This window comes from Sphingopyxis sp. NJF-3 (assembly GCF_053514865.1).
On sequence record NZ_CM130726.1, the window covers coordinates 90,622 to 114,650 of the forward strand.

The 24,029-nt window shown below is 67.2% G+C and carries 16 protein-coding genes; 7 read left to right on the forward strand and 9 right to left on the reverse strand.

The features are described from left to right. The first annotated feature begins 71 nt into the window (after nt 1–71). On the forward strand, nt 72–1,058 hold the full coding sequence (iolG, locus tag ACOTSS_RS00480; protein WP_448689611.1) for an inositol 2-dehydrogenase: 987 nt from the start codon (nt 72–74) through the stop codon (nt 1,056–1,058). On the opposite strand, the gene astD is transcribed toward iolG, so the two are convergent. After that, on the reverse strand, nt 1,048–2,487 hold the full coding sequence (astD, locus tag ACOTSS_RS00485; RefSeq protein WP_448689612.1) for a succinylglutamate-semialdehyde dehydrogenase: 1,440 nt from the start codon (nt 2,485–2,487) through the stop codon (nt 1,048–1,050). The two genes, iolG and astD, sit on opposite strands and share 11 nt — an antisense overlap. Nucleotides 2,488–2,580: 93 nt before the next feature. Here astD and ACOTSS_RS00490 point away from each other — a divergent pair, with 93 nt between their 5' ends. The 5 genes from ACOTSS_RS00490 to ACOTSS_RS00510 all read left to right on the forward strand — a co-directional run bounded on the left by ACOTSS_RS00490 (nt 2,581) and on the right by ACOTSS_RS00510 (nt 10,459). After that, nucleotides 2,581–3,501, forward strand: a complete 921-nt coding sequence (locus ACOTSS_RS00490) for a LysR family transcriptional regulator (protein ID WP_448689613.1) — start codon at nt 2,581–2,583, stop codon at nt 3,499–3,501. A 356-nt stretch (nt 3,502–3,857) separates the two neighbouring features. Then, complete coding sequence (locus ACOTSS_RS00495) at nt 3,858–5,396, forward strand: N-acyl-D-amino-acid deacylase family protein (protein ID WP_448689614.1); 1,539 nt, start codon at nt 3,858–3,860, stop codon at nt 5,394–5,396. A 23-nt stretch (nt 5,397–5,419) separates the two neighbouring features. Continuing rightward, nucleotides 5,420–6,430: a DUF1611 domain-containing protein gene (locus ACOTSS_RS00500; RefSeq protein ID WP_448689615.1), complete on the forward strand. Its 1,011-nt coding sequence runs from the start codon at nt 5,420–5,422 to the stop codon at nt 6,428–6,430. A 99-nt stretch (nt 6,431–6,529) separates the two neighbouring features. After that, nucleotides 6,530–8,917, forward strand: coding sequence for a TonB-dependent receptor (locus ACOTSS_RS00505; RefSeq protein WP_448689616.1), 2,388 nt, complete (start codon nt 6,530–6,532; stop codon nt 8,915–8,917). Nucleotides 8,918–9,034: 117 nt separating this feature from the next. After that, entirely contained in the window at nt 9,035–10,459 is a 1,425-nt protein-coding gene (locus tag ACOTSS_RS00510; protein ID WP_448689617.1) for an amino acid permease, read from the forward strand. Nucleotides 10,460–10,504: 45 nt separating this feature from the next. On the opposite strand, the gene ACOTSS_RS00515 is transcribed toward ACOTSS_RS00510, so the two are convergent. The 4 genes from ACOTSS_RS00515 to ACOTSS_RS00530 all read right to left on the reverse strand — a co-directional run bounded on the left by ACOTSS_RS00515 (nt 10,505) and on the right by ACOTSS_RS00530 (nt 16,845). Next, the gene (locus ACOTSS_RS00515) at nt 10,505–11,707 is read right to left on the reverse strand and encodes an acetylornithine transaminase (protein ID WP_448689618.1); all 1,203 of its coding nucleotides are present in this window, start codon (nt 11,705–11,707) and stop codon (nt 10,505–10,507) included. A 6-nt stretch (nt 11,708–11,713) separates the two neighbouring features. Then, nucleotides 11,714–13,102: an FAD-binding oxidoreductase gene (locus ACOTSS_RS00520; RefSeq protein WP_448689619.1), complete on the reverse strand. Its 1,389-nt coding sequence runs from the start codon at nt 13,100–13,102 to the stop codon at nt 11,714–11,716. Next, nucleotides 13,102–14,136: a 2-oxoadipate dioxygenase/decarboxylase family protein gene (locus ACOTSS_RS00525; protein ID WP_448689620.1), complete on the reverse strand. Its 1,035-nt coding sequence runs from the start codon at nt 14,134–14,136 to the stop codon at nt 13,102–13,104. Before ACOTSS_RS00525 ends, ACOTSS_RS00520 begins: the two co-directional genes overlap by 1 nt. A gap of 228 nt (nt 14,137–14,364) precedes the next feature. Beyond that, nucleotides 14,365–16,845 (reverse strand): TonB-dependent receptor, encoded by a 2,481-nt coding sequence (locus ACOTSS_RS00530; protein WP_448689621.1) that lies wholly within the window; start codon nt 16,843–16,845, stop codon nt 14,365–14,367. A 360-nt stretch (nt 16,846–17,205) separates the two neighbouring features. Between ACOTSS_RS00530 and ACOTSS_RS00535 the strand changes: the two genes are divergently transcribed. Then, the gene (locus tag ACOTSS_RS00535) at nt 17,206–18,441 is read left to right on the forward strand and encodes a histidine-type phosphatase (RefSeq protein ID WP_448689622.1); all 1,236 of its coding nucleotides are present in this window, start codon (nt 17,206–17,208) and stop codon (nt 18,439–18,441) included. Here ACOTSS_RS00535 and ACOTSS_RS00540 read toward each other — a convergent pair. The 4 genes from ACOTSS_RS00540 to ACOTSS_RS00555 all read right to left on the reverse strand — a co-directional run bounded on the left by ACOTSS_RS00540 (nt 18,438) and on the right by ACOTSS_RS00555 (nt 23,949). After that, a complete protein-coding gene (locus ACOTSS_RS00540; protein ID WP_448689623.1) occupies nt 18,438–19,457 on the reverse strand; it encodes a sugar kinase in 1,020 nt (339 codons plus the stop codon). The two genes, ACOTSS_RS00535 and ACOTSS_RS00540, sit on opposite strands and share 4 nt — an antisense overlap. Further along, on the reverse strand, nt 19,454–20,236 hold the full coding sequence (locus tag ACOTSS_RS00545) for a 2-keto-4-pentenoate hydratase (RefSeq protein WP_448689624.1): 783 nt from the start codon (nt 20,234–20,236) through the stop codon (nt 19,454–19,456). The genes ACOTSS_RS00540 and ACOTSS_RS00545 overlap by 4 nt, the downstream gene beginning before the upstream one ends. A gap of 19 nt (nt 20,237–20,255) precedes the next feature. After that, nucleotides 20,256–21,002, reverse strand: a complete 747-nt coding sequence (locus ACOTSS_RS00550) for a FadR/GntR family transcriptional regulator (RefSeq protein ID WP_448689625.1) — start codon at nt 21,000–21,002, stop codon at nt 20,256–20,258. A 91-nt stretch (nt 21,003–21,093) separates the two neighbouring features. After that, complete coding sequence (locus ACOTSS_RS00555) at nt 21,094–23,949, reverse strand: TonB-dependent receptor (RefSeq protein ID WP_448689626.1); 2,856 nt, start codon at nt 23,947–23,949, stop codon at nt 21,094–21,096. Nucleotides 23,950–24,029 lie beyond the last annotated feature (80 nt).

Consider the following 24,029-nt stretch of genomic DNA (forward strand, 5'->3'; position numbering starts at 1 on the left):
CAGATCGCGCTATGGAATGAATGTTCTGCACAATATATGTGTGAAATATGAATTCCAACAGGAGAGGATGAATGCACGACATAGCCCTGATCGGCGCCGGCCGGATCGGCAAGATCCACGCCGGCCATATCGCGGCGAGCCCGCGGTTGCGGCTCGCGCGGGTGGTCGATCCCTTCGCCGACGCGGCCGCGGCCATCGCGGCCGAGCATGGCGCGGCGGTCTCGACCCTCGACGAGGCGCTCGCCGATCCCGCGATCGCGGGCGTCGTCGTCGCGAGCTCGACCGACACGCATCTCGACTACAGCCTCGCCGCCGCGGCCGCGGGCAAGGCGATCTTCTGCGAAAAGCCGCTCGACCAGGACCTCGCGCGCGCCGAGAAAGCCGCGGCGCGCTTCGCCGAGTTGGACGCGCGGCTGTTCCTGGCGTTCAACCGGCGCTTCGACCCCAATTTCGCGGCGCTGCAGGCGCGGCTCGCGGACGGCGCGGTGGGGGCGCTCGAAACGCTGCACATCATCAGCCACGATCCCGCGCCGCCGCCGGTCGATTACATCAAGGTGTCGGGCGGCATCTTCAAGGACATGGTGATCCACGATTTCGACATGGCGCGCTGGCTGCTCGGCGAGGAAGTGACCGAGGTGTTCTCGAGCGCGTCGGTGCTCGTCGACCCCGCGATCGGCGCCGCGGGCGACGCCGACACCGCGAAGACGATCCTGCGCACCGCGTCGGGGCGGCTGTGCATGATCTCGTCGAGCCGGCGCAGCGGCTATGGCTATGACCAGCGCATCGAGGTCTTCGGGTCGCAGGGGATGATCCGCGCGCAGAACCAGCTCGAAACCACGGTCGAAACCTGGGGCGAGGGCGGCGCGGCGGCCGACCGGTTCCAGAATTTCTTCCTCGACCGCTACGCGGTGGCCTATGCGCGCGAGGCCGAGCATTTCGCCGACATATTGGACGGCAAGACCGCGCCGCTGGTCGGCTATCGCGACGGGGTCGCGGCGCTCGCCCTCGCCGAGGCGGCGGCGCGCTCGGCGACGACGGGAGAGCGCGTCAGGCTTTGAGGATCGGGAGCCCGGCGTCCACGAAGGGCGCCAGGTCCGGCGGCGCGGCGTCGAGCGACGGCGCCTCGGCGCTCGCCACCGGATAGGCGCAATAATCGGCGGCGTACCAGGCGCTCGGCCGATGGTTGCCCGACGCGCCCGAGCCGCCGAAGGGCATGTTCGAGGCGGCGCCGTTGGTCGGCCGGTTGCGGTTGACCACGCCCGCGCGCGACCGCGCGAGGAAGCGGCCCCACAGCGCGTCGTCGGCGCTCAGCAGCGACGCCGACAGGCCATAGGCGGTGTGGTTCGCGGCTTCGATCGCGGCATCGAAATCGGGCACCCGCAGCACTTGCAGAACGGGGCCGAAAATCTCCTCATCGTCGCGCGCGGCGTCGCTCATGTCGATCATCGCGGGCGCGCGGAATGCCCGGCCGGGCAGATCGGTCCGCGCGTCGGTCAGCACGACGCCGCCCTGCCCCTTGAGTCGGTCGATCGCGCGATCGACGCCCGCCGCGGCCTCGGTCGAGATCAGCGATCCCATGAAGGGCTGCGGGTCGGCGTCCCATCGGCCGATCCGTAGCCGGCCGGCCAGCGCGGCGGCGGCATCGACGATCGCGGTCCCCCGCGCATCGTCGGGCACGATCAGCCGCCGCGCGCACGAACAACGCTGCCCCGCGGTCAGGAAGGCGGATTGCGCAATGATCGCGGCGGCCGCCCCGGCATCGCCGTCCCACGCGATCAGCGGATTGTTGCCGCCCAGTTCGAGCGCGAGCATGAAGCCGGGCCGCGCGGCGAAATGCCGCTGGAAATGCAGCCCCGCCCGCGCTGACCCGGTGAAGAGCAGGCCGTCGAGGTCGCAATCGACCAGCGCCGCGCCGGTCTCGCGCCCGCCCTGCACCAGTTCGAGCACGCCTGCGGGAAGCCCCGCCTCGCGCCACAGGCGGACGAGCATCTCGCCCACTGCCGGCGTCTGTTCGGACGGTTTGAAGACGATGGCGTTGCCGGCGAGCAGCGCGGGGATCATGTGCCCGCTCGGCAGATGCGCCGGGAAGTTGAACGGCCCCAGCACCGCCAGTACGCCGTGCGGACGGTGACGCAGCACGCTTTCGCCGAAGGCGGCCGGGGACCGGCGTTCGCCCGCGCGCTCGGCCTGCGCGGCGATGGAGAGATCGACCTTGCCGGCGACGCCTGCCGCTTCGGTCCTGGTTTCCCATAGGGGCTTGCCGGTTTCGCGCGCGATCAGCGTTGCCAGATCGTCGACTTGCGCCCGCACCCGTTCGGCGAAGCGCCGGGCGACGGCGGTGCGCGCGTCGAGCGGTGTTTCGGCCCAGCCGGCCTGCGCCGCGCGGGCGCGGGCCACGGCGGCGGCGCAGGCGGCGGCATCATCGGCGCGCCCCTCCCAGATCAGGCTGCCGTCCGCCGGACAGGTCGATTGGAAGGCGACGTCCATGATTGCGCTCCTTGTCCATGTTCGTCATATTTCTAGCCATCAGGCTGCCTGTATATCCAACGAGATTGCGGCAATTGCTTATGAGGATATGGAATGAACGATCTGCGCCGGCGCTTGCTGCCGCCCATCGGGGTGCTGCAGAGTTTCGTGATCGCGGCGCGCCACGAAAGCGTTTCGGTGGCGGCGCGCGAAACCGGGCTGACGCAGAGTGCGGTCAGCCGCCAGGTCGCGCAGCTCGAAGAGATCGTCGGGCGGCCGCTGTTCCATCGCACCGGCCGGCGCATCGCGCTGACCGAGGCGGGGGCCGCCTATGCCGCCGCCATCGGCCCGGCGATCGACGCGATCCGCCGCGCGACGGGAGAGGCGATGGCGAAGCGGCGCGAGGGCGAATTCACCATCGCCACGCTGCCCAGTTTCGGAATGCGCTGGCTCGCTCCGCGCCTGCCGCAACTGACCAGCGCGCATCCCGAGATGATCGTGAACATCGCCGCGCGCTCCGAACCGTTCGAGCTGGCGGCGAGCGGCTTCGACGCCGCCATCCATTATGGCCGGCCCGATTGGCAGAATGCCGCGCATGACCTGCTGTTTCCCGAGGAATCGGTGCCGGTCTGCGCGCCCGCCTTCCTGGCCGCGCATCCGATCGTGCGGGCGGCGGACCTGATCGGCTGTCCGCTGCTCGGCCAGTCGCTCCGCCAGTCCGCGTGGGAAGAATGGTTCGCGCTGGCCGGCGTTGCGGGACCGGTCAAGCTGTCGGGCCGGTTCGATCATTTCATGATGCTCGCGCAGGCGGCGGTGTCGGGGGGCGGCGTGGCGATGATGCCGCGCTTTCTGGTCGAGCAGGAGCTGGCGAGCGGTGCGCTGGTCATCCCCGTCGATCGGCCGCTGCAGAGTCGACTCGCTTATTATCTGGTCTATCCGCACGACCGGCTCGGCTATCCGAGGTTCCGCCTGCTGCGCGACTGGATCGTGGCGGAAGCGTCGCGGATGCGAGGGGAGGTCGGCGGCGGGCGTTGAGCCCGCGAACGCCTTCGCGCGTGTCGGTCCTTGAGGCATCATATTATTTAACTGACATAAATACAGACGCGTCATGATGATCTCCGCGCGCAACCCTCGTCGCGGATGAGGCTCTGCCGCTCGCCACCTTGTCCCGTCCGGGACTTTGGGGTGGCAATCGGATTTCGCCGCCGCCATGTGCGCCGATTGCCGGAATCCCGGCCTCCCGATCGTCCGCCGCAATAAGGCTGAATCGCTCCGGCCCGTCCCGTTCGAAGCGGGATGCAATCGCCGCTTGCATCGAGTATCCATTATTGTTAGAAAGATAACAGAAGATAGTATAAGTTCATTATACATCATAGCGAGGGGAGCGGCTGATGCGGGCGGTTCTGAAATCGGGTGTCCTGCCTCTGGCCATGGCCGCCGGCATGTGGTGTGCGCCGGCAGGGGCGTTCGCGCCGGCCGATGCGGGGCTGGTGATCGTCAATGCCTCGATCGTCGACGGCACCGGCGCGCCGGCGCGGCCGGGGACGGTGCGGGTCGTCGACGGGCGCATCCGCTGCGTGGGCAAATGCCGCGCGGCACGCGGCGACCAGCGGGTCGATGCGGCGGGGCTGACGCTTGCTCCGGGCTTCATCGACACGCACAGCCATCATGGCGAGGGGTTGGCCGAGCAGCCTGAAGCGGTGCCTGTGACATCGCAAGGAGTGACGACGATCGTCGTCGGACAGGACGGGTTCAGCGCCCTGCCGGTCGCCGGGCAGTTCGCGGCGTTCACGGCGAAGCCGGCGGCGGTGAACATCGCCTCCTATGTCGGCCATGGCAGCGTGCGCGAAGCGGTGATGGGCCAGGATGCGAAGCGGCCGGCGCGGCCCGACGAGATCGAGCGGATGAAAGAGCTGGTGGCGAAGGCGATGGACGCCGGCGCGCTCGGTCTGTCGACCGGCCTCGAATATGATCCCGCCATCTATTCGACCCGCGCGGAGGTGCTGGAGCTGGCCCGCGTCGCGGCGGCGCATCACGGACGCTATATCAGCCATATGCGCAGCGAGGACGTCGGGCTGGACGACGCGATCGGCGAACTGCTCGCGATCGGCAGGGCGACCGGGATGCCCGTGCAGATCTCGCACCTCAAGATCGCGCTGGTCGACCGGTGGGGCGATGCCGCGACGGTGCTGCGGCGATTGGATGCCGCCCGCGCGGAAGGAATCGACGTCACCGCCGACGCCTATCCCTATGCCTGGTGGCAGTCGGGGCTGGACGTGCTGCTGCCCGCGCGCGATTTCACGGACCTGAAGGCGGCGCAGTTCGCGCTCGATCATCTGGCGCCGCCCGAGGGGCTGGTGCTGACGGACTTCCCGCCCGATCCGTCGCTGGTCGGCAAATCGGTTGCCGACGTCGCGAAGCTGCGCGGCATTTCGCCTGCGGAGGCGTTCCTGGCGCTGAACCGCGAGGCGGCCGCGAAAGGCGAAGGCAGCGGCGTGATGGGCCACGCGATGTCGGAGGACGATGTCGCGACGCTGATCGGCTGGGCGAACACCAACATCTGCTCCGACGGCCAGCTCGAGGATCGCCATCCGCGCGGCGCGGGCTCCTTCCCACGCGTCTTCGCCTGGCTGGTGCGCGAGCGGAAGGCGCTGACGCTCGAGCAGGCGGTCCACAAGATGACCGGGCTCGCCGCCGACCATATGGGTTTTGCCGATCGCGGGCGGATCGCTCCGGGCATGGCGGCCGATCTGGTGCTGTTCGACCCGGCGACGATCGCCGACGGATCGAGCTTCGCCAACCCCGCCGCGCGGCCCGTGGGCATCCGCTCGGTCTGGGTCAACGGCGTGATGGTGATGAACGAGGGCGCGCCCACCGGGGCGACGCCGGGCCAGGTGCTGCGCCGGCAGCCCGCTCCGGCCCGCAACTGACCGGCGTGTTGAAAGACGATCGAATGATCCCACCACTGCTCCTCTTCCTGGGCGACGCGCCCGATATCGGCTGGGCGAAGACCGCATCCGGGCTGGCCCAATGGCGGCCGGAGGATTGCGCGGGCCAATATCGGCTGGTCGGATGCAAGGTGGACCTGGGCCTGCCCGACATGGATTTCGCGGCGGCCAGGGCAGCGGGCGTCCGCACGCTGGTGATCGGCATCGCCAACGACGGCGGTTTCATCGCCGAACATTGGGTGCCGCATCTGGAGGCGGCGCTGCGGGCCGGGCTCGATCTGGCCGCCGGTCTGCACGAGCGGCTCGCCGACCATCCCCGGATTGCGGCGGCAGCGCGCGAGGCGGGCCGGACGCTGTCCGACCTGCGCCGACCCGATCGCAGCTTCTCCCCCGGCACGGGCAGGAAACGGCCGGGCAAGCGGCTGCTGACCGTTGGCACCGACTGCGCGGTGGGCAAGAAATATACCGCGCTCGCGATCGAGCGCGAGATGAGCCGGCGCGGGCTCCCCGCCACCTTCTGCCCGACCGGCCAGACCGGGATCATGATCACGGGACGCGGCGTCGCGATCGATTCGGTGGTGGCGGACTTTATCTCGGGGGCGGCCGAATGGCTGTCGCCCGCCGCCGATCCCGATCATTGGCACCTGATCGAAGGGCAGGGCACGCTGCTCCACCCGGCCTATGCCGGGGTCACGCTGGGGCTGGTGCATGGCAGCCAGCCCGACGCGATCATCGTCTGTCACGAGGCAGGGCGGGTCGATCTGCAGGGCTATGAAGGCCATTTCACCTGTCCTTCGCTGCGCGAGGCGCTCGATGTCCATGTCGCAGCGGCGCGCCTCACCAATCCCGAAGCCTGCGGCGCCGGCGTCGGCCTCAACACTTCGACGCTCGACGAACCGGCGGCGCGCGACGCGCTGAAGCGCGCGGAGGACCAACTCGGGCTGCCTGCGGTCGACCCCCTCCGCTGGGGGGCGGGCGATATCGTCGATCATCTCGTCCGGGAATTCGGGACGTGATGCCGGAACGGGCCGGGGCGGATAAGGCATCATGTCGCCATGGAGATTGAATATATAATAATAACAACAGCTTGATCGCCGAATAATTCGGGAGGTTTTATGAGAGGATATCATCAGCCCGTTGGCCGTTTGCTCGCCGCGCTGCTCACGACCACCATATTGGGCGCGGGCCCGACGCTGGCGCAGGAAGCGAGCGGCGCGGACAGAGGTAACGACAATGACATCGTTGTGACCGCGCAGAAACGCGAACAGAATCTTCAGGACGTCCCGATCAGTATCCAGGCGCTGGGCGAGACCCGCCTCGCAAATGCCCAGGTTTCCAGCTTCGACGATTATCAGAAGCTGCTGCCCAGCGTCAGTTCGCAGTCCTATGGACCGAGCCAGGCGCAGATCGTCTTTCGCGGCGTCACCAGCGGCAGCGACGGGCTGCAGACGGGGTCGCTGCCCACCAGCAGCCTCTATATCGACGAGATTCCGGTGACCACCATCTTCGGTTCGGTCGATTTCCACGTCTACGACATCGCGCGCGTCGAGGCGCTGTCGGGCCCGCAAGGCACGCTGTTCGGCGCCAGCTCGCTGTCGGGCACGCTGCGGATCATCACCAACAAGCCCGATCCGTCGGGTTTCTCGGGCTCGGTCGACGCGCAGGCGAACAAATATGGCAAGGGCGATTTCGGCGGCACGCTCGAAGCCTATGTCAACCTGCCGCTATCGCCCGCCGCGGCGCTGCGGGTGGTCGGCTTCTACCAGAAGGAAGGCGGCTATATCGACAATATCCCGGGCACCCGCACCTTCACGCTCGACGATGCCGACCCCGACACCAACGTCACCGTCGACAATCACACGCTCGTCGAGAACGACTTCAACGACGCCGAAACCTATGGCGGGCGGGTCGCGCTGGGGATCGATCTCGACGAGGATTGGACGATCACCCCGCAGTTCATCTACCAGCGCCAGCTCACCCACGGCGGCTTCCTGTACGATCCGCGCAAGGGCGACCTCAACGTCACCGACTATCGCCCGTCGCGCAACCTCGACCGCTGGTTTCAGTCGGCGCTGACCGTCGAGGGCAAGATCAGCAACTGGGACCTCGTCTATTCGGGCGGATATTTCGAGCGCACGATCGATAATACGGTCGATTATTCTTATTATACCGTCGCTTACGACACTTACGGCTATTACGCCAACTACTTCCCCGACGGGAACGGCGGCTTCCTCGACCCGCAGCAGACCTATTATGGGCACGACGATTATACCAAGCAGACGCACGAGCTGCGCGTCTCGTCGCCGTCCGAAAACCGGTTCCGGCTGACCGCCGGGCTCTTCTATCAACGTCAGAGCGACAGGGCGCGGACCAATTACGACATTCCCGGCATCGGCAGCATCCCGCTGCCGATCTGGGCGACGCCGTTTCCCGCCAGCACCGGCGATCCCGATTCGATCTACATGACCCGCGTCTATCGCGTCGACAAGGATTACGCGGTCTTCGCCCAGGGCGAATATGACATCCGGCCGAACCTCACCCTCGCGGCGGGTGTTCGCGGCTTTCGGACGAAAAACTCGATCGTCGGCTTTTCGGGCATCGCCACCGGCAGCTCGATCGACAGCTGCATCCGGCCGTCGCCGACGCCCGACAAGGTCTGCATCAACATCGACAAGAGCACCCGGCAGACCAGCTATACCTACAAGTTCAACCTGAGCTGGAAACCGACGCCCGACCTGATGCTTTACGCCACCGTGTCCAGCGGCTTCCGGCCCGGCGGCAACAACCGCCGTGCCAATGTCGACCCGTTCAAGGCCGACAAGCTCTATAATTACGAGGTCGGCTGGAAGGCGGGGCTGGGCCGCGTCACCCTCAACGGCGCGGCCTTTTACCAGCGATGGAAGGACATGCAGTTCGGGCTGGTGCCGCTGAACAACAATGGCATCACCAACATCTACAACGCCGGCGATGCGAACATCTACGGCATAGAGAGCGATATTTCCTATCGCGCGAACGGCTTCAGCCTGGTGGGCGCCATCGCCTATATCGATGCGCGGCTGGCGACCAATTTCTGCCAGATCGATCCGGTCACCCAGAATATCGTCTGCCTGGCCGGCATCCCCGCCGCGGCGCCCAAGGGGACGCGGCTGCCCGTCCAGCCCAAGGTGAAGGGCAATCTCACCGCGCGCTACGAATTCCCCGCGGGTGCGGAGAACAAGGCGTTCGTTCAGGCGTCGATGTTCTTCCAGGACGGCACGCGGTCCTTCCTGACCGACGCCGATTTCGCCGCGATCGGGGCGACCAAAGGGTTCGTCACCTTCGACCTGTCGGCGGGCATGCACATCGGCGACTGGAAGGTCGAGGCGTTCATCGAAAATCTGTTCGACCGGCGCGGGCAGCTGAGCCTCAACACTTATTGCGCGACCACTTTCTGCGGCCCCTATCGCCGGGTCTACCCGACGAAGCCGCGGTTTTTCGGGCTGAAGCTCGGCACCGAATTCTAAGCGGGAGGGGCGCCCCGTCCCACCCATCGGGACGGGGCATCCTTCCATTGCTCACCGGACGCCGTTCGCTGGCGTCCCGGTTCGCTCGCTCATGACCTCTGCGAGGATATTCCGAACATGACGCAGGTTGCAGCTATCGACGACGATGATCTGACGCTCCGTCCGCACCTTGGCCGCTGGCATCTCGTCGCCGCCGGCGTCGGGTCGACGATCGGTTCGGGCATCTTCGTGATCACGGGGACGGCGGCGGCGCAATATGCGGGTCCGGCGATCACCCTGTCCTTCGCCTTCGCGGCGCTCGTCTGCCTGTGCACCGCTTATTGTTACGGCGAGCTTGCCGGGCTGCTGCCCAAGTCGGGCGGGGCCTACAGCTATGCGCTCGCCAGCTCGGGACCGCTGATCGGCTGGACGGTCGGCTGGTGCCTGGTGCTCGAATATCTCGTCGCCTGCTCGACGGTGGCGGTTGGCTGGTCGAGCTATTTTGCCGATCTGGTCGCGAGCATCGGCCTGCCGATTCCCGAATGGATCGCGGCGGCGCCGGTGAATTTCGACAAGGCGGGCCACCCCGTCGCGACGGGCGCGATCTTCAACCTGCCCGCCGCGCTGATCGTCGGTCTCGTCACGGGGCTGCTGATCGTCGGCATCAAGGAAACCAACCGCGCCAATATCGCGATGGTGATCATCAAGGTGGGGATCATCCTGCTCGTCGTCGGCTTCGGCGCCGCCTATGTACGGGCCGAGCATTTCACCCCCTATATTCCCGAAAACACGGGGCATTACGGCGAATATGGCTGGAGCGGCGTACTGCGCGGATCGGCGGTGATCTTCTATGCCTTCCTCGGCTTCGACGGCGTGTCGACCAGCGCGCAGGAAAGCCGCAACCCGCAGCGCGACATCGGCTGGGGGATCATCGGCGCGCTCGCGGCGTGCACCATCCTCTATGTGGCGATGGCGATGGTGATGACGGGAATGGCCGACTATCGCACCCTCAACGTCGCCAACCCGGTGTCGGTCGCGCTCGCGGCGGCGGGCGGCGACCTCGACTGGCTGCGCTCGCTGGTCAATATCGGCGTGGTGATCGGCCTCGCTTCGGCGATCCTGATGGGTCTCTATGGCCAGAGCCGCATCCTCTATGTGATGGCGCAGGACCGCATGGTGCCGCCCCTCTTCGCGCGCATCGCGCCACGCTTCCGCACCCCGGCGCACGGCACGGTGATCGTCGGCCTCGCCTGCGCGCTGATCGCCGGACTGTTTCCGATCGATATATTGGGTGAACTGGTGTCGATCGGCTCGCTGCTCGCCTTCGCCTTCGTGTGCTGGAGCGTGCTGGTGCTGCGCCGGCGGATACCCGATGCGCCGCGTCCGTTCCGCGTCCCCTTCTCGCCGCTGGTGCCGGTCGTCGGCATCCTCAGCAGCCTCTATCTGATGGTCAGCCTGCCGGCCGACACCTGGATCCGGCTGCTGCTGTGGATGATCATGGGGACGGTCATCTATCTCTGCTATTCGCGGCCCCGGCGGCGGGCGGACGGTCTGTCCGCCTGATCACCGGCGGGCGTGGAAACGCCTGCCCGCCGGGCTGGGGGGCAATCAGGCCGCTTCCTTGGCCCAACGCTCGGCGGCGAGGTCCAGCGTTGCCGCGAAGCGCGCGACCGCTTCGTCGGCCTCCGCTTCGCTCAGGTTCAGCGGCGGCAGCAGGCGTACGCAATTGTCGCCGCCGCCCGCGACCAGCAACAGCTTCTCGCGCGCCATCGCCATGAATTCGCGGTTGTTGCCGGTCAGCTTGACGCCGATCAGCATGCCCTTGCCGCGCACATCGACGATGAGGCCGGGGTGGCGCGCCGCCAGCTGCTCCAGTCCGGCGCGCAGCCGGGCCGCGACCACAACCGTCCGATCGAGGAAACCGGGAGCGTTGATCAGGTCGAACGCCTCGTTCGCCACCGCCATGGCGAGCGGGTTGCCGCCGAAGGTCGATCCGTGCGCGCTGACCCCCATGCCGCTCGCCGCGTCCTCGGTCGCGGCGCAGGCGCCGACCGGGAAGCCGCCGCCGAGTGCCTTGGCGATCGCCATGATGTCGGGCGCGGCATCGTCCACCCATTGATGTGCGAACAGCTTGCCGGTGCGGCCCATGCCCGCCTGCACCTCGTCATAGATCAGCAGCACGCCGGCATCGGTGCAGGCGCGGCGCACCGTCTGCAGCCATTCGCCGGAGAGCGCCCGGGCGCCGCCTTCGCCCTGAACCGGCTCGACGATGACCGCGGCGGTGGTCGGCGCGGCGATCGCCGCGAGCAGCGCGGGCATGTCGTCGACGGTGAGCTGGACATAGCCGGGCAGGCGCGGGCCGAAGCCGCTCAAATAGGCGGCGTTGCCCGATGCGTTCACCGCGGCATAGCTGCGTCCGTGGAACGAGCCCGCGAAGCCGATGATGTCGATCCGCTCCGGCTGTTCTTTCGCCGCATGATATTTGCGCGCCATCTTCAGCGCGCATTCGATCGCTTCGGTGCCGCTGTTCGCGAAGAAGACGGTGTCGGCGAACGTGGCGGCGATCAGCTTTTCGGCCAGCTCTTCCTGACCGGGCACGCGAAAGACGTTCGAAACGTGCCATAGTTTCCCGGCCTGCCGCGACAGCGCGTCGACCAGACGGGGGTGCGCATGGCCCAGCGCGTTGGTGGCGATGCCGGCGACGCAATCGAGGAAGCGGCGGCCGTCGTCGGCGACGATCCACGCGCCTTCGCCGTGGGTGAAGACGGGTTCGGCGCGGTTATAGACGGGCAACAGGGGAGTAATGGTCATGGCCGGTCATCCTTGGCTGGTGGTGATGGAGAATTGGCGGGCGATGCGGTCCGAAAGCGTCCGCACCGCGGCGGGGGTCAGCCGCTCGTAATGGCTGATGTTGCGCGGGCCGACGCCGTGTTCGGCGCTGAAGCTGCCGCCCAGCGGGCCGGCGACGAGATCGAACACATCGGTACGCACTGCTTCGGTCAGGCCGGCGGGCATGAGGCCGGCCGCGTGGGGCCAGACCATGTTGAAGTGCAGGCCGCCGTCGCCGATATGACCGAAATCATGGACGACCAGCTCGGGCCAGCGCCGCGCGACCCGGTCGATCAGCAGCGCGCGGCCGTCCATGACCGCGCCGCGGCGCATCGCGATGTCGCAGGCGATGACGTTGCCGCGCGCGCGGATGCCGTCGGGGACCGCGTGGCGGATCGCCCAATGACGCGAGCCGCCGTCGGTGACCGCATCGAGAACGGCCGCATCGCCGCCCGTCATATGCGGTTCGCACCAGCAGGCGAGCGCCTCCTCGAGCATCGCCGAATCGCAAAGCGGGTTTCCCGACAGTTCGATCAGCAGGGCATAGGCGTCCGGGTGATTGGGAAAGGGTGGGCGCAGGCCCGGCACATGGTCGAGCGCAGCTTGCATGGCATTGGGCGACAGGCCCTCGAACGCCGCGAGCAGCGTTCCGAACTGGCGTTCGGCGGCGGCGAGCAGCGCCGGGGCGTCGCGTGCGTCGCGCAGCGCGAGCATCGCCGTGACCCGATGCGACGGCACGATCTCGAGTGCGACCGTTGCCGCGGTGACGATGCCCGTCGCGCCGCCCGCCCCGATGAAGAGCTGCTTCAGGTCGAGCGCGCTATTGTCCTTCCACAACCCGCGGCCGAGCCGCACCACCGTGCCGTCGCTGCACACCGCTTCGACCGCCAGAACGTGCCGGCGCATGTCGCCGTGACGGAGCAGCCGGGCCCCGCCGGTGTTGGTGGCGATCATGCCGCCGATCGCCGGATCGGCGCCGAGGTCGATCGGCAGGAACAGGCCATGCGCCATCGCCGCCGCGTTCAGCGCCGACAGGCGCACCCCCGCGCCGACCTCCGCGGTGCGGTTGATCGGGTCGATCACCGGCGGCGCGTTCATCCGGTCGGTCAGCACCAGTATCTGGGTGCCGCTGTCGTCGGCGCAGCCGCCGCCCGACAGGCCGGTGCCGGCCCCGCGCGGCACCGCCACGACGCCATGCGCGCGGCATGATGCGAGCAGTTCGGCCACCTGACCGGCGCCATCGGGGCGCACGGCGCAAAGCGGCCTTCCGGCGACGCCGCGCCCGTCGCGCGCCAGGGCCTCGAGCTCGGCCGGGTCGGCGATCACATGCCGCTCGCCCACCAGATCGACGAGAGCGCGGATCAGATCGCGCGCCATCAGGCCGCCGCTCGCGTCACGGCGAAGATGCCGGTGGCGTTGCTGCTGTCGAAGGCGAGGTCGATGCGGCCTGTGGCGGGGTCGATATCGCGGGTGATGAATTCATAGAAGGATCCCGGCACCTCGCGTTCCTCCGTCGCCCCTTCCGTACCCCGGAAGACGCGGCGGACGGGATCGGCGCGGAACGCGGTCTGGTGGACGCGCCCAGTCGCCGAATGCTCGACCGCCGCCTTCACGGGATAGCCTTGCTCCTTCAACCGCAGCGCCAGCGCATCGACGTCGGCCACGCGCTCGGTCGCATGGTTGAAGGCGTTGCCCTCGGTGGCGATCCACGCCGCCTCCGCCGATCGGCTCTTCAGCGATTCATAATCGGCGAGCGACGGCGGATTGTGGGTGCGGGCAAAGGCGCCCGCGACGGCGGGTAGCAGCGCATGCGCCTGCGTGCGGGTCAGCCATCCCCGGCTTTCGAGCAGCGCGAGCAGCGCCAGTGTCGCGGGGTCGAGCGGATCGCGGCTCGAGGCGAAGACCCGCGCCGCGACCTCGGTCCACTCGGGGTCGAATTGTGCGACGTCCAGCTCGCTGATGAAGAATTGCGGCACATCGGCCGGCAGCGCGCGGTGGCGGAACGCATAGCCGGTCATGCGCAGGCGGGGCAGCGGATAAACCTCGACCGCGGCATAGCCCAGCGGCCCCAGGATGCGCGCGATGGCGTCGACGCCGCCGGGCAGCGCGCCGGTCCCCCGGCCAGGAAAGCGCATCGTCCGCACCGCGCCATGATCCAGCGTCCGGCCGCGCCCCGCCGCGCGCTCCGCCGCCACCCAGCGGTGTGCCGTGGGCACGCGATCGAGCAGTTCGGCGAACAGGATGATATTCAGCGCCATCGCGATCAGTGGGCCGGAAGCACGGTCCTCCGCCGTCTCCGCGAAGATGCCGCCCGCGAGTTCGAGGCCGGTCATGGCCTGCGCCGCCCGGTCCCGGCCCAGCACATGGCTCACCAATGCCGCCAACAGCGGCTTTCCATCCCGAATCGTCATATATACCCCTTCCACTCAACTCGCTTCCGATGCGCTTGAGACAAGGGGAATGCCAACAATGGTTCGGCAGCTATTCTTTCCGTTTTGGAATATAGGCTGGCGCCTAATGACGCGACCGCTGGCGGCCCATGGGGAGGGCGCTGTCTTTCTTCGCCGGACAGCAGAAAGGCCGGGGAATTCCCCGGCCTTTCCTTCCGCCCCCCGGGGCGATGCGACCCAGCAGCAGGCTCAGAATTTGAACTGCACGCCGCCCTTCACCGAAAGCCCGTAGCGTTCGACCTCGTCGATGCGGCTCGGGATGCCCTGATAGACGCGGTAGGGCTCGTCGTTGAGGTTCGACCCTTCGACGAACAGCGTGACATTCTTGACGACATCATATCCGATGCGCGCATCCCACTGGTTGAAGGCGCCGACATAGGTGTCGTTGTCGGTGTCCTCGCCGGGTTCCAGCAGATAGGCCGAACGGTAGGTGTAGGCGATGCGCGCCGACAGCCCGCCCTTTTCATAGGAAAGATAGGCCGACGCGACCCGGTTCGACTGGTTGGCGAGCGGGAGGCGCTCGCCATCGCGGCCCGGAATGCCCTTGGCGCGCGACTTGACGAAGGTGATGCTGCCGCCGACGCTGAAGCCGTTGAGCGGCGAGGGCAGGAAGCTGAGTTCGGTCTGCGCGTTGATCTCGATCCCCTTCACGAAGGCGCTGTCGGCGTTGACCGGCAGGGTGACCTGCGCATCGACGAGATCGCGCCCGGCAAAGGTCCCCGACTGCTCGACCGTCGACGAATAGATGGGGTTCGAGATCGTCTTGTAGAAACCCGCGATGCTGATGATGCCGCTGCGGCCGAGATAATATTCTGCGGCGATGTCGTAGTTGGTCGATTTCAGCGGCAGGAGATTGGGATTGCCCATCGTGACCTCGTTGTCGCCGGTGTTGACACTCACCGTCGGCGCGAGCTGCTCGTAATTGGGCCGGCCGATCGCCCGTGTCACCGCGGCGCGGAGAACGAGCGATCGGGTGGCGTTCCAGCGCAAGTTCAGCCCCGGAAACCAGTCGGTGTAGCTTTGCGATCCGAAGGAATCGAAACCCTTGGACAGATCGGCGATGGTCGAGGAATCGAGCACCGCCTTCGCGGCATAGTCGCTCTTCGTCTTTTCCATGCGGACGCCGGGGATGGCGGTGAAGTTGCCGGCCTTGAACGTCGCCATCGCATAGGCGGCGAAGATCTTTTCGTTGATCCGATAGTCGCCGGCAAGGCTGTCGCCGACCGTGCCCTCCTCGTCGAGTTCGAAATCGCCGCTGTGCGCGTCGAAGAAACCGTCGGCGGCGGCGCGGCTGATCGTCGGTCCGAACGGATAGCGGCCGTTATAGATGCCGCTCACCGGGCTGCCGAGAACCTGGTCCATCGTCAGGTCGTCCGAATAGTCGCCATAGATGCGCGAATCGATCTCGTTGGTCTTGTGGCGTTTGGTATATTTGACGCCCACCTGGATGCTCGAATCGTCGCCGACCGCGATCGGGGTCCGGAAATCGGCGCGTGTCTGGTAGAGGTCCTCGCGCGCCTTGCGATGCTCGTAGCTCGTCTCGTGGAACTCATAGTTCGCCGGATCGAACGCGCTCGCGTCGGGTGAGAAGAGCGGCATGCTTTCGGAAAGATCGTACGAGCCACCGATGTCCTCGGACTCGAACTTCCATTCGTCGCGATGCGGGTCGCGCTTGTTGGCGCGGGTGAAGCTTCCCTCGACGCGCAGCCAGTTCGGACCGAGGTTGAACTCGCCGCCGAGCGAGGCGGTGAAGGTGTCCGAATCCTCCTCGCGCGAGCGTAGCGCCCGCGCGCCGTCGGCGCCGGTGAAGTCGCCGCTCGTCGCGGTCTGGTTGGTGATCGCATCCTCGTCGAGTTCGACAGTGAAGCCGGGGCGCGACTCCTTGTCCTTATATTTGGAATAAAGGAAACGCAGATAGGTCTTGACGTCGTCGGTCGGACGCCAGTCGAAATTGGCGACCGCGCCATAGCGCTGGCGGTGCGTCTGGTAGCGGCGCAGCGTTTGTTCGAGCGGCAGGAACTGGCCGTTGACCTCTTCCCAGCTTGCACCCGACTGGACATTCTCGGCGATGAATTCGCGGTTCGAATAGTTGAGCGCAAGGACGACGCCGAATTGGCGGTCGGCGCCGAACCGGGTGCCGACCGACCCGTCGACTTCATAAGGATGGCTGCCGCCGAGATCGTAGCGGCCATAGGAGCCACGCACGCTGCCGAAGGTTCCCGCGCGGTCGAACGCCGACACGGTTTCGATATTCGCCGCGCCGGCGATCGCATTGGCGTCCATGTCGGGGGTCAGCGTCTTCGACACGGTCACCGCGCCGATCAGCGCCGAGGGAATGTCGTCGAGCTTGACCTGGCGCGAGTCGGGCTCGGGCGCCGCTGCGGTCTGGCCGTTGAGCGTGACGTTGAGCAGATTGGGCGACACGCCGCGAACGGTCAGGTAGCGCCCTTCGCCCTGGTCGTTGGCGACGCTGAGGCCGGGCAGGCGGCGCAGCGTTTCGGCGACATTCTGGTCGGGCAGGCGGCCGACGTCATCGGCGCGGACTTCGTCGACCTGGGCGTTCGAATCGCGTTTCGATTCAAGCGCGGCGCGGTCGGCGGCGCGGCGGCCGCTGACGATGATCTCGTCCTGCGGCGCGGTCTCGTCGGCGGTCTGGGCCCAGGCGGACACTGGAGCCATGAAACAGGTGGTGAGCAAAAGCGCTCTTGCGAACCGGCGATTCATAATCATCCCCTCTCCTTTCGCGCGCGACTCTTCGGCGCGTCACTCTCGATGCAATAATGGCACGTTTATTCCATAATGCAAGTAAAATGGAAAAATTCTTGCAAGGATGTGATGTGCCGTCCCGTGGGGAGGTCTCGTGCAGGGGCAACGGTGGTTCGAAGCCGGGCCAGGATGCCGCCGCGCAGCGTCGCGCGCGACGGGCCGCTCGTTGACCGGGTCGAGATCGCGCGGGAGCGCTGGTCATTGATAAACGGAATTTTCTAATATAACACATATTCAAAATTTATGTTCTATATGGAGGATGCCGTGAAACCTGCGCTTCTTTTGTCCGCTGCCCTGATCGTCACCTGCACCGCGAGCGCGTCGCGGGCCGAGCCCGAGGCGGCGCCCGCGCTCAAGCTCGAACGCGTCGTCATGCTGATGCGCCACGGCATCCGCCCGCCGACGAAGGCGAAGGTCGTTCCCGAGGGCTATTCGCCCGAGACCTGGCCGGCGTGGACGGTCGATTATGGCCTGCTCACCGAGCGCGGCGCCGCGGGCGTCAAGCTGCTCGGCGCGAGCGACCGCGCTTATTATGAAGCGCGCGGGCTGCTCCCTGCGGGCTGCCCCGCGGCGGGGACGGTGGATCTCCACGCGAGCAACAAGCAGCGCGCGATCCGCACCGCCGAGAGCTGGGCCGAAGGCTTCATGCCCGATTGTCCCGCGACCGTCGCGCATCCGGGCGAGGGGCAGCCCGACCCGATCTTCCACGGTCTCGACGGGGAGCCCGCGTGGTTCGACGGCCAGCACGCCTATGCCGCGGCGCTCGCGCAGGCGCCGGAAGGCGGGCTCGCCGCAGAGGAAAAGGCGCACCGCGCCGACCTGCTGCTGCTCGCGCGAGTGCTCGGTTGCGCGCTCCCTGCCTGCCCGGTTGTGACCGAACCCAACCGGCTGGTCGCCGCCGCGCACGACCGCCCCGATATGGAAGGGCCGTTCGACGTCGCCTCGACCGCGAGCCAGACCTTTCTGCTCGAATATCTGGAGGGCATGCCGATGAAGGATGTCGGCTGGGGCCGCGTCAGCCGCGACGAGATCGAGCAACTGCTGCAATTCCACCCGCTCAAGTTCAAATATGCGAACCGGCCCGATTATGTCGCGCGCGCCGCCGCGGCGCCGATCGCCAGCGAAATCGCCTCGGCTTTCGGCGCGCCCGATGGCCCGCGGTTGACCTTGCTCGCCGGGCACGACACCAATATCGCCGACGTCGGCGGCTTCCTCCGTTTGCACTGGAAGGTGCCGAGCTACCCTGCCGACGAAATCCCGCCGGGCAGCGCGCTGGGGTTCGAACTACTCAGCGGCGCGGGAGGGCAGCGCTATGTCCGCGCCTTCTATCGTGCGCAGACGATGGACCAGCTACGCGAGCTGCGCCCGCTGACCGGCGGCGATGCGGCCTTCCGCCAATATCTTCCGATTCCCGGCTGCGGCGATTCAATCGCCGCCGAGGCCTGCTCCTGGGAGGCTTTTTCAAAGCTGATTGAGGCGCGCAAGGCTGCGGGAACCTAGCGCGCGACGTCGCTAGACCCGGCGGTGGCGCCGGCGAGCGCTGCGGAGGAGAAGGGCGCGAAATCGCCGCGCAGGCCGTGCTTGAGCGTGGCGAGCGCAAGACCCCGCTGCGCCGCACCCTCGATATCTGCGCCCGTGAACAGGCCGTGCAGCACCCCGGCGGCGAAGGCGTCGCCGGTGCCGATCCGGTCGACGATCGGCGCGACCACGCGCGCTTCGGTCTGGCAGCTCGCGGCGCGCCGGTCGATCCGCGCGGCGATCTCGTGCCGATCGGGGCCGACGATGTGGCGCGCGGTCGAGGCGACGAGGTCGAGATTCGGGAAGGCCGCGAGCAGCGCGAGCGCGGCGTCGCGCCGCCGCTCGCCGCCGTCACCCGAAAAATCGCGGCCGAGGAGCAGTGCGGCATCGCGGTGGTTGCCGAACAGCAGCGTCGCCTCGCCGATGATCGCGCGCAGGATCGTTGCCGGATCACCGTCCCAGCGCTCCCACAGACGGCCGCGCCAATTGCCATCGAAGGACAGGCCGATCCCCGCGGCGTGCGCGGTGCGCGCGGCGGCGAGCGCGGCGTCGGCGCCGTGCTGGCCGAGCGCCGGGGTGACACCCGACAGGTGCAGCCAGCCCGCATCGGCAAGCAGCGCAGCCCAGTCCCACGCGCCGGGCTCGGCGGCGGCGAAGGCGGAGTCGGCGCGGTCGTAGACGACCTCGCTTGCGCGCGCCGGGCCGCCGGGCAGGTGATAATAGAGGCCGACGCGTCCCGGCCGGCGCAGGATGGCGCCGGTGTCGACGCCGTGGCGGCGCAGTTCGGCGATCGCGGCGTCGCCTATCGGGCCTTCGGGAAGCGCGCTGATCATGCGCACCCGGTGGCCGAGCGCGGCGAGCGCGACCGCGACATTGGCTTCGGCGCCGCCGACATGGACGTCGAAGCGCGGCGACTGCAGCGGCTGCTCGCCCGCGGGGATCGCAAGGCGAAGGACGATCTCGCCGAAGCAGGCGATGGTCTTGTTCGGGTCGATCATGGCGCGAATCCGGGGTCGGGCCGGGCGGTGCAGACAATGCGCACCGTTTCGCCGAAGCGCGCGGTCGCGGTCTGGCCGGGGGCGATCGGATGGACGCCGGTAATCGCGCCCGCCGAAATCCATTGCCCCGGCTCGAGCCTGATCACGCCATCATGGTGGAGGCCGGCGAGGAAGCGGAGCGAGCCGAGCGGGCCGTCGAGAACATCGCAGGGGCGACCGGCGCCGACACGGGCGCCGTCGATCTCGGTGACGACCTCGACCCGGTCGAAGCCGTCCGCGTCGAGGCAGGGGCCGAGCAGCAGGCCGTTGTTGATCCCGATGTCGGCGATGATGCCATAGGGGGCATGATCGTGAACGTCGGGCGCGGGCGAGCTTGCGATCTCGAAGCCGGCGCGGATGGTGTCGACGAAAGCCATCGCTTCGGCCTCGGTCGCGAGGCGGTGGCCGGGGACGGCGGACAGGCGGAGCATCACCTCGGCCTCGATCGCGCCCGCGCCGCCCGCGAAGACCCGCGCGTCGCCGGGGGCTTCGCCATCGAGCTCCGTGACGCCAAGGACCGGCCCGGCGAGGCGCTCGGTGCCGAGAGCATCGACGAGCGCCGGCGGGATGCGCCCGACCTTCCATCCGAGCACCGGCGCGCCGAGCGCAGCGCAGAGGTCGCGCTGGACTGCGTAGGCGTCGGCGAGGTTCGCGGGGACCGGTGCGGGAAAGGCGGCGAGCGCCAGGCCCGAGCGGCGCGCGTCAAGCAGCGCGGCGACCGCGCCCGATGCGGCGCTCATGCGAGGCGTCCGCGGGACATCAGGCGAGCTTGGCGCTCAGAAGATAGCGTTCGCGGCTTTCGGCGGCGCGCTGGCGCAGTTCGACCATCGCGCGTTCCTCGGTCTCGTCGAGCATCGATTCGAGCAGGCGGTTGAAATGGCGCCGCATCGCGAGCCGCGCGCCGCCCGCGTCGCGCTTCCTCAGTGCTTCGACGACGCCGGCATGTTCGGCCTGGCGCGCCTCACCGTCCTTGCGGCAGATCATCGAATGGCTGGTTCGCACCTCGGGCAATTCCATCCGCATCCGCCACAGGCTTTCGATGACGTGGATGATCGCCTTGTTGTTCGACGCGGCGGCGATCGTCATGTGAAATTCGCGGTCGATCGCGCTGATCTCGTCCTCGGACGCGTCCTCGTTCGCCATCGCCTCCAGCAGCCCCTCGAGCGTCGCGAGCGTTTCGGCCGAGATGGTCGGTGCGGCGAGCGCCGCCGCTTCGGCCTCGAACAGCGAGCGCGCCTCGGTCAGTTCGAAGGCGCTGACCTGCGGCAATATGCCGCCATCGCCGGGGAGCTTGGCCTGGACATAGGCGCCCGCGCCGGTGCGGATGTGAATCCACCCCGTCGCCTGCAGCGCGATTTCGGCCTCGCGAATCGTGACGCGGCTGACCTCGAAGCGTTCGGAAAGCTCGCGCTCGCCGGGCAGCCGGGTTCCCGGCGGATAGGTTCCGTCGAGAATCAGCCGGCGAATCGCGTCGGCGATGTCTTCAAAAAGGCGGCGTTCGGCCATGACTCAATCGTCTCCCCACATAGGCGTCAGCCCCTGCATACAATCAGGTATGACAATTTTGAAGCCATGACCGAACGTCGTGCCGGCCTCGTCAGATTCGCGCCCGGATGCCGATGAAATATTTCGAGCCGTAATAATGATATTGGCGGCTGCTGCCATAGACCGGCATATAGGTCGACTTGGGCTCGTTGAAGATGTTGAGCGCCTCGAAGCGCAGCGATACTCCCTTCATCAGCGCGAGCGAAGCGCGGAAATCCACGGTTTCGCTGGGTCCGACGAAGCGCAGCTGACTGTTGCCGCCGACGAAGTCCTGATAATATTTCGACCGGTAGTTGTAGATCGCCTGCAGCGACACCGGGCCGATCTCGTAATAGGCCTGCGCCGACAGCACATGCTTCGAATAGCCCGACAGGCCGGCGGCGGGGATCAGGCCCGGCGACACGGTGTCGGTTTCGGGATCGTAGATGTCGCCCAACCGGACGTCCTGGTTGGTGAAGTTCGAATCGGCATAATTGTAGCTGACTTTCGCGCCGAGCCCGTCGAGCGGCTTCGGCAGGAAGCTGAAGCGCGTCGCCGCGGTCAGTTCGAGACCGTAGATGCGCGACTTGTCGGGGCTGTTGCGCGTCTGGGTGACGGGAACGGTGACCTGCTGCCCGTCGATCGTGAAGGTCTCGTCATAGACGACCGGCTGGAAGCCGCCGGTGAACTGCTTGTAATAGAGCGTCGCGGCGAGGAGGGTGTCCTTGTTCGGATACCATTCGAGCGCCGCGTCGGCGTTCCACGACATCAGCGGTTTCAGGCGCGGGCTGCCGTTGGCGCGGACATTGTCGATCGCATCCTCGATCGAGGTGAAGCTGCCGCCATCCTCGAGCGTGATCGTGCGCCCGGCGCCCAGCGCGCTGGGGTTGGGGCGCGACATGGCGCGATAGCCCGCGACGCGCAGCAGCGTGTTCGGCGCGACCTCGAAGATCGCGTTGATGCTCGGCAGGATGCGGGTGTTGCTGCTCTTGATCGTCTCGGTCTCGAAATCGCCGGTCTCGTCGAGATCGAAGGTCCCGTCGCCATTGTCGACGAGGACAAGGTCGCTGCGAAGCCCCTTCGAGGTGACCTCGGTCTTGACGACGCGGACGCCGAAATTGCCGCGCACCGGCATCGACCCGATCTCGCTGTCGTAATCGGCCATCAGATAGCCGGCGTAGGTGCGCTCGGTGACGTCGCGGTTGGCGACCGAACGGATGTCGTCGGGCAGGCCCGGATCCTCGGTGCCCAGATATTCGCGGAACAGGCAGTCGACGTCGAAGGTCGCCCAGCTGTGAATGCTGTTGCCCGGCGCGTCGCTCAGATAGTCGGTCTGCGGAAAGGCCTGGCGGCAGATATTGTTGATCCGCCGGTCTTCCTCGATCGCGGGGTTCTCGTTGAAGTCGCCGTTGCGCACGTCATAGTCGCTGAATTTGAGCTGCGACACGCGGACGCCCGCCGACAGCGCGCTCAGGAAGCCGTCGAGTTCGTATTTGGCGTCGAAGCGCCCGGCGACGATCTTGTTGTAGCGGCGGCTCTCGTCGCGGCGGAAGCGCGCGTCGTCCCAGAAGAGGTCGTGATTGTTGAGGTCGAAGCGCGGGTCGATCGTGATCGTCGGGATGAAGCTGCCCGGTGCGATGTCGTAGATATAGGGGATGCGCTGGTTGTCGATGTCGGTACGGACCCCGTTGACGTCCATGCGGTCGGTGCGCAGGCGGAAATTGCGCTCGGTCTCGGTGCGGATGGTGCGCGAATAGGAGGCGTCGGCGGTCAGCGTCAGCCGGTCCGACGGCGTCCATTCGACCGACAGGCCGCCGCCCAGATATTCCTCCGACCGCGTCAGCGTCGAACCGTTCGATTCGAGCGAACTCGATCCTTCGAGGTGATGGACGATGCCATTCTCGTCATATTCGACGTTGGTCAGGCTGCGCCGCGCCTCCGAGATCGTCAGGTCGCGGCGATTCTCGACGAAGGTGCGGTCCGAATATTGGACGTCGAGGTTGACGTTGAACTGGTCCGACGGGCGCCACTGGATCGCGCCGAACACCGCGTCGCGCTTGTCTGTCTCGCTGATCTGGCGGAAGATATAGCTGTTGGGGACGAGGTAATAGGGAATGCCGTCGCCATAATCGTCGCGGTCGAGTTCGGTGCAATTATTGTTGATGACGGTGACGTCGGCGCGGCACGCGGTCCAGGTCGTGCTCGCGGCGTAGGTTTCCTCGGGGTTGTTGGTGTCGTTGCGCTGGAAGCCGATCGAGATGCCGATCGTGTCGTTCGCGAACTGGTCGACATAGCTGACCGTCCCGCGCCAGCCGACCCCGCCCGCGCTGCCGATGACGCGGTCGCCATAGGGGTTGTATTGCGCCTTGAGCTCGCCCTGCAGACGCGTTTTGCCATAGTCGAGCGGGCGCAGCGTGCCGATCTCGATCGTGCCCGCGACGCCGCCCTCGACGAGGTTCGCCTGCTGCGTCTTGTAGATCTTGATCTCGTTGACCAGTTCGGAGGGGAACTGGTTGAAGTTGACCGAGCGGTCGCCGCTGCCGTTGGTCGCGTCGCGGCCGTTGAAGGTCGCGTTGGAAAGGAATGGGCCGAGGCCGCGCAGCGCGATTTCGGACGCATCACCCTTTTCGCGGTGCGTCGTCGCACCGGTGATCGTCTGGATCGCCTGGCCGACCGAGATGGCGGGAATGTCGCCGATGTCGTCGGCCTCGAGCGTGTCGACGATCGCGGTCTCGCGGCGCTTGGCTTCGATCGAGCTCTGGATCGTTTCGCGGATGCCGGAGACGACGATCGCGTCGGCGTCGTCCTGTGCGGCCGAACCGGCGGCATCCTGCGCGGCGGCCGGCATGGCGAGCAACAGCACGGGACCGGTGCCGGCGAGAAGGGCGGCGCGGAGCGCGCGCGCGCGGATCGGATTGCGAGAATTCACTGTGTCTCTCCCCTTGGGCAAATCGAGTCTGTTCTGACCGGGTAGGTCGAACATCCAGACCAATTTGTCAACAATTGTGT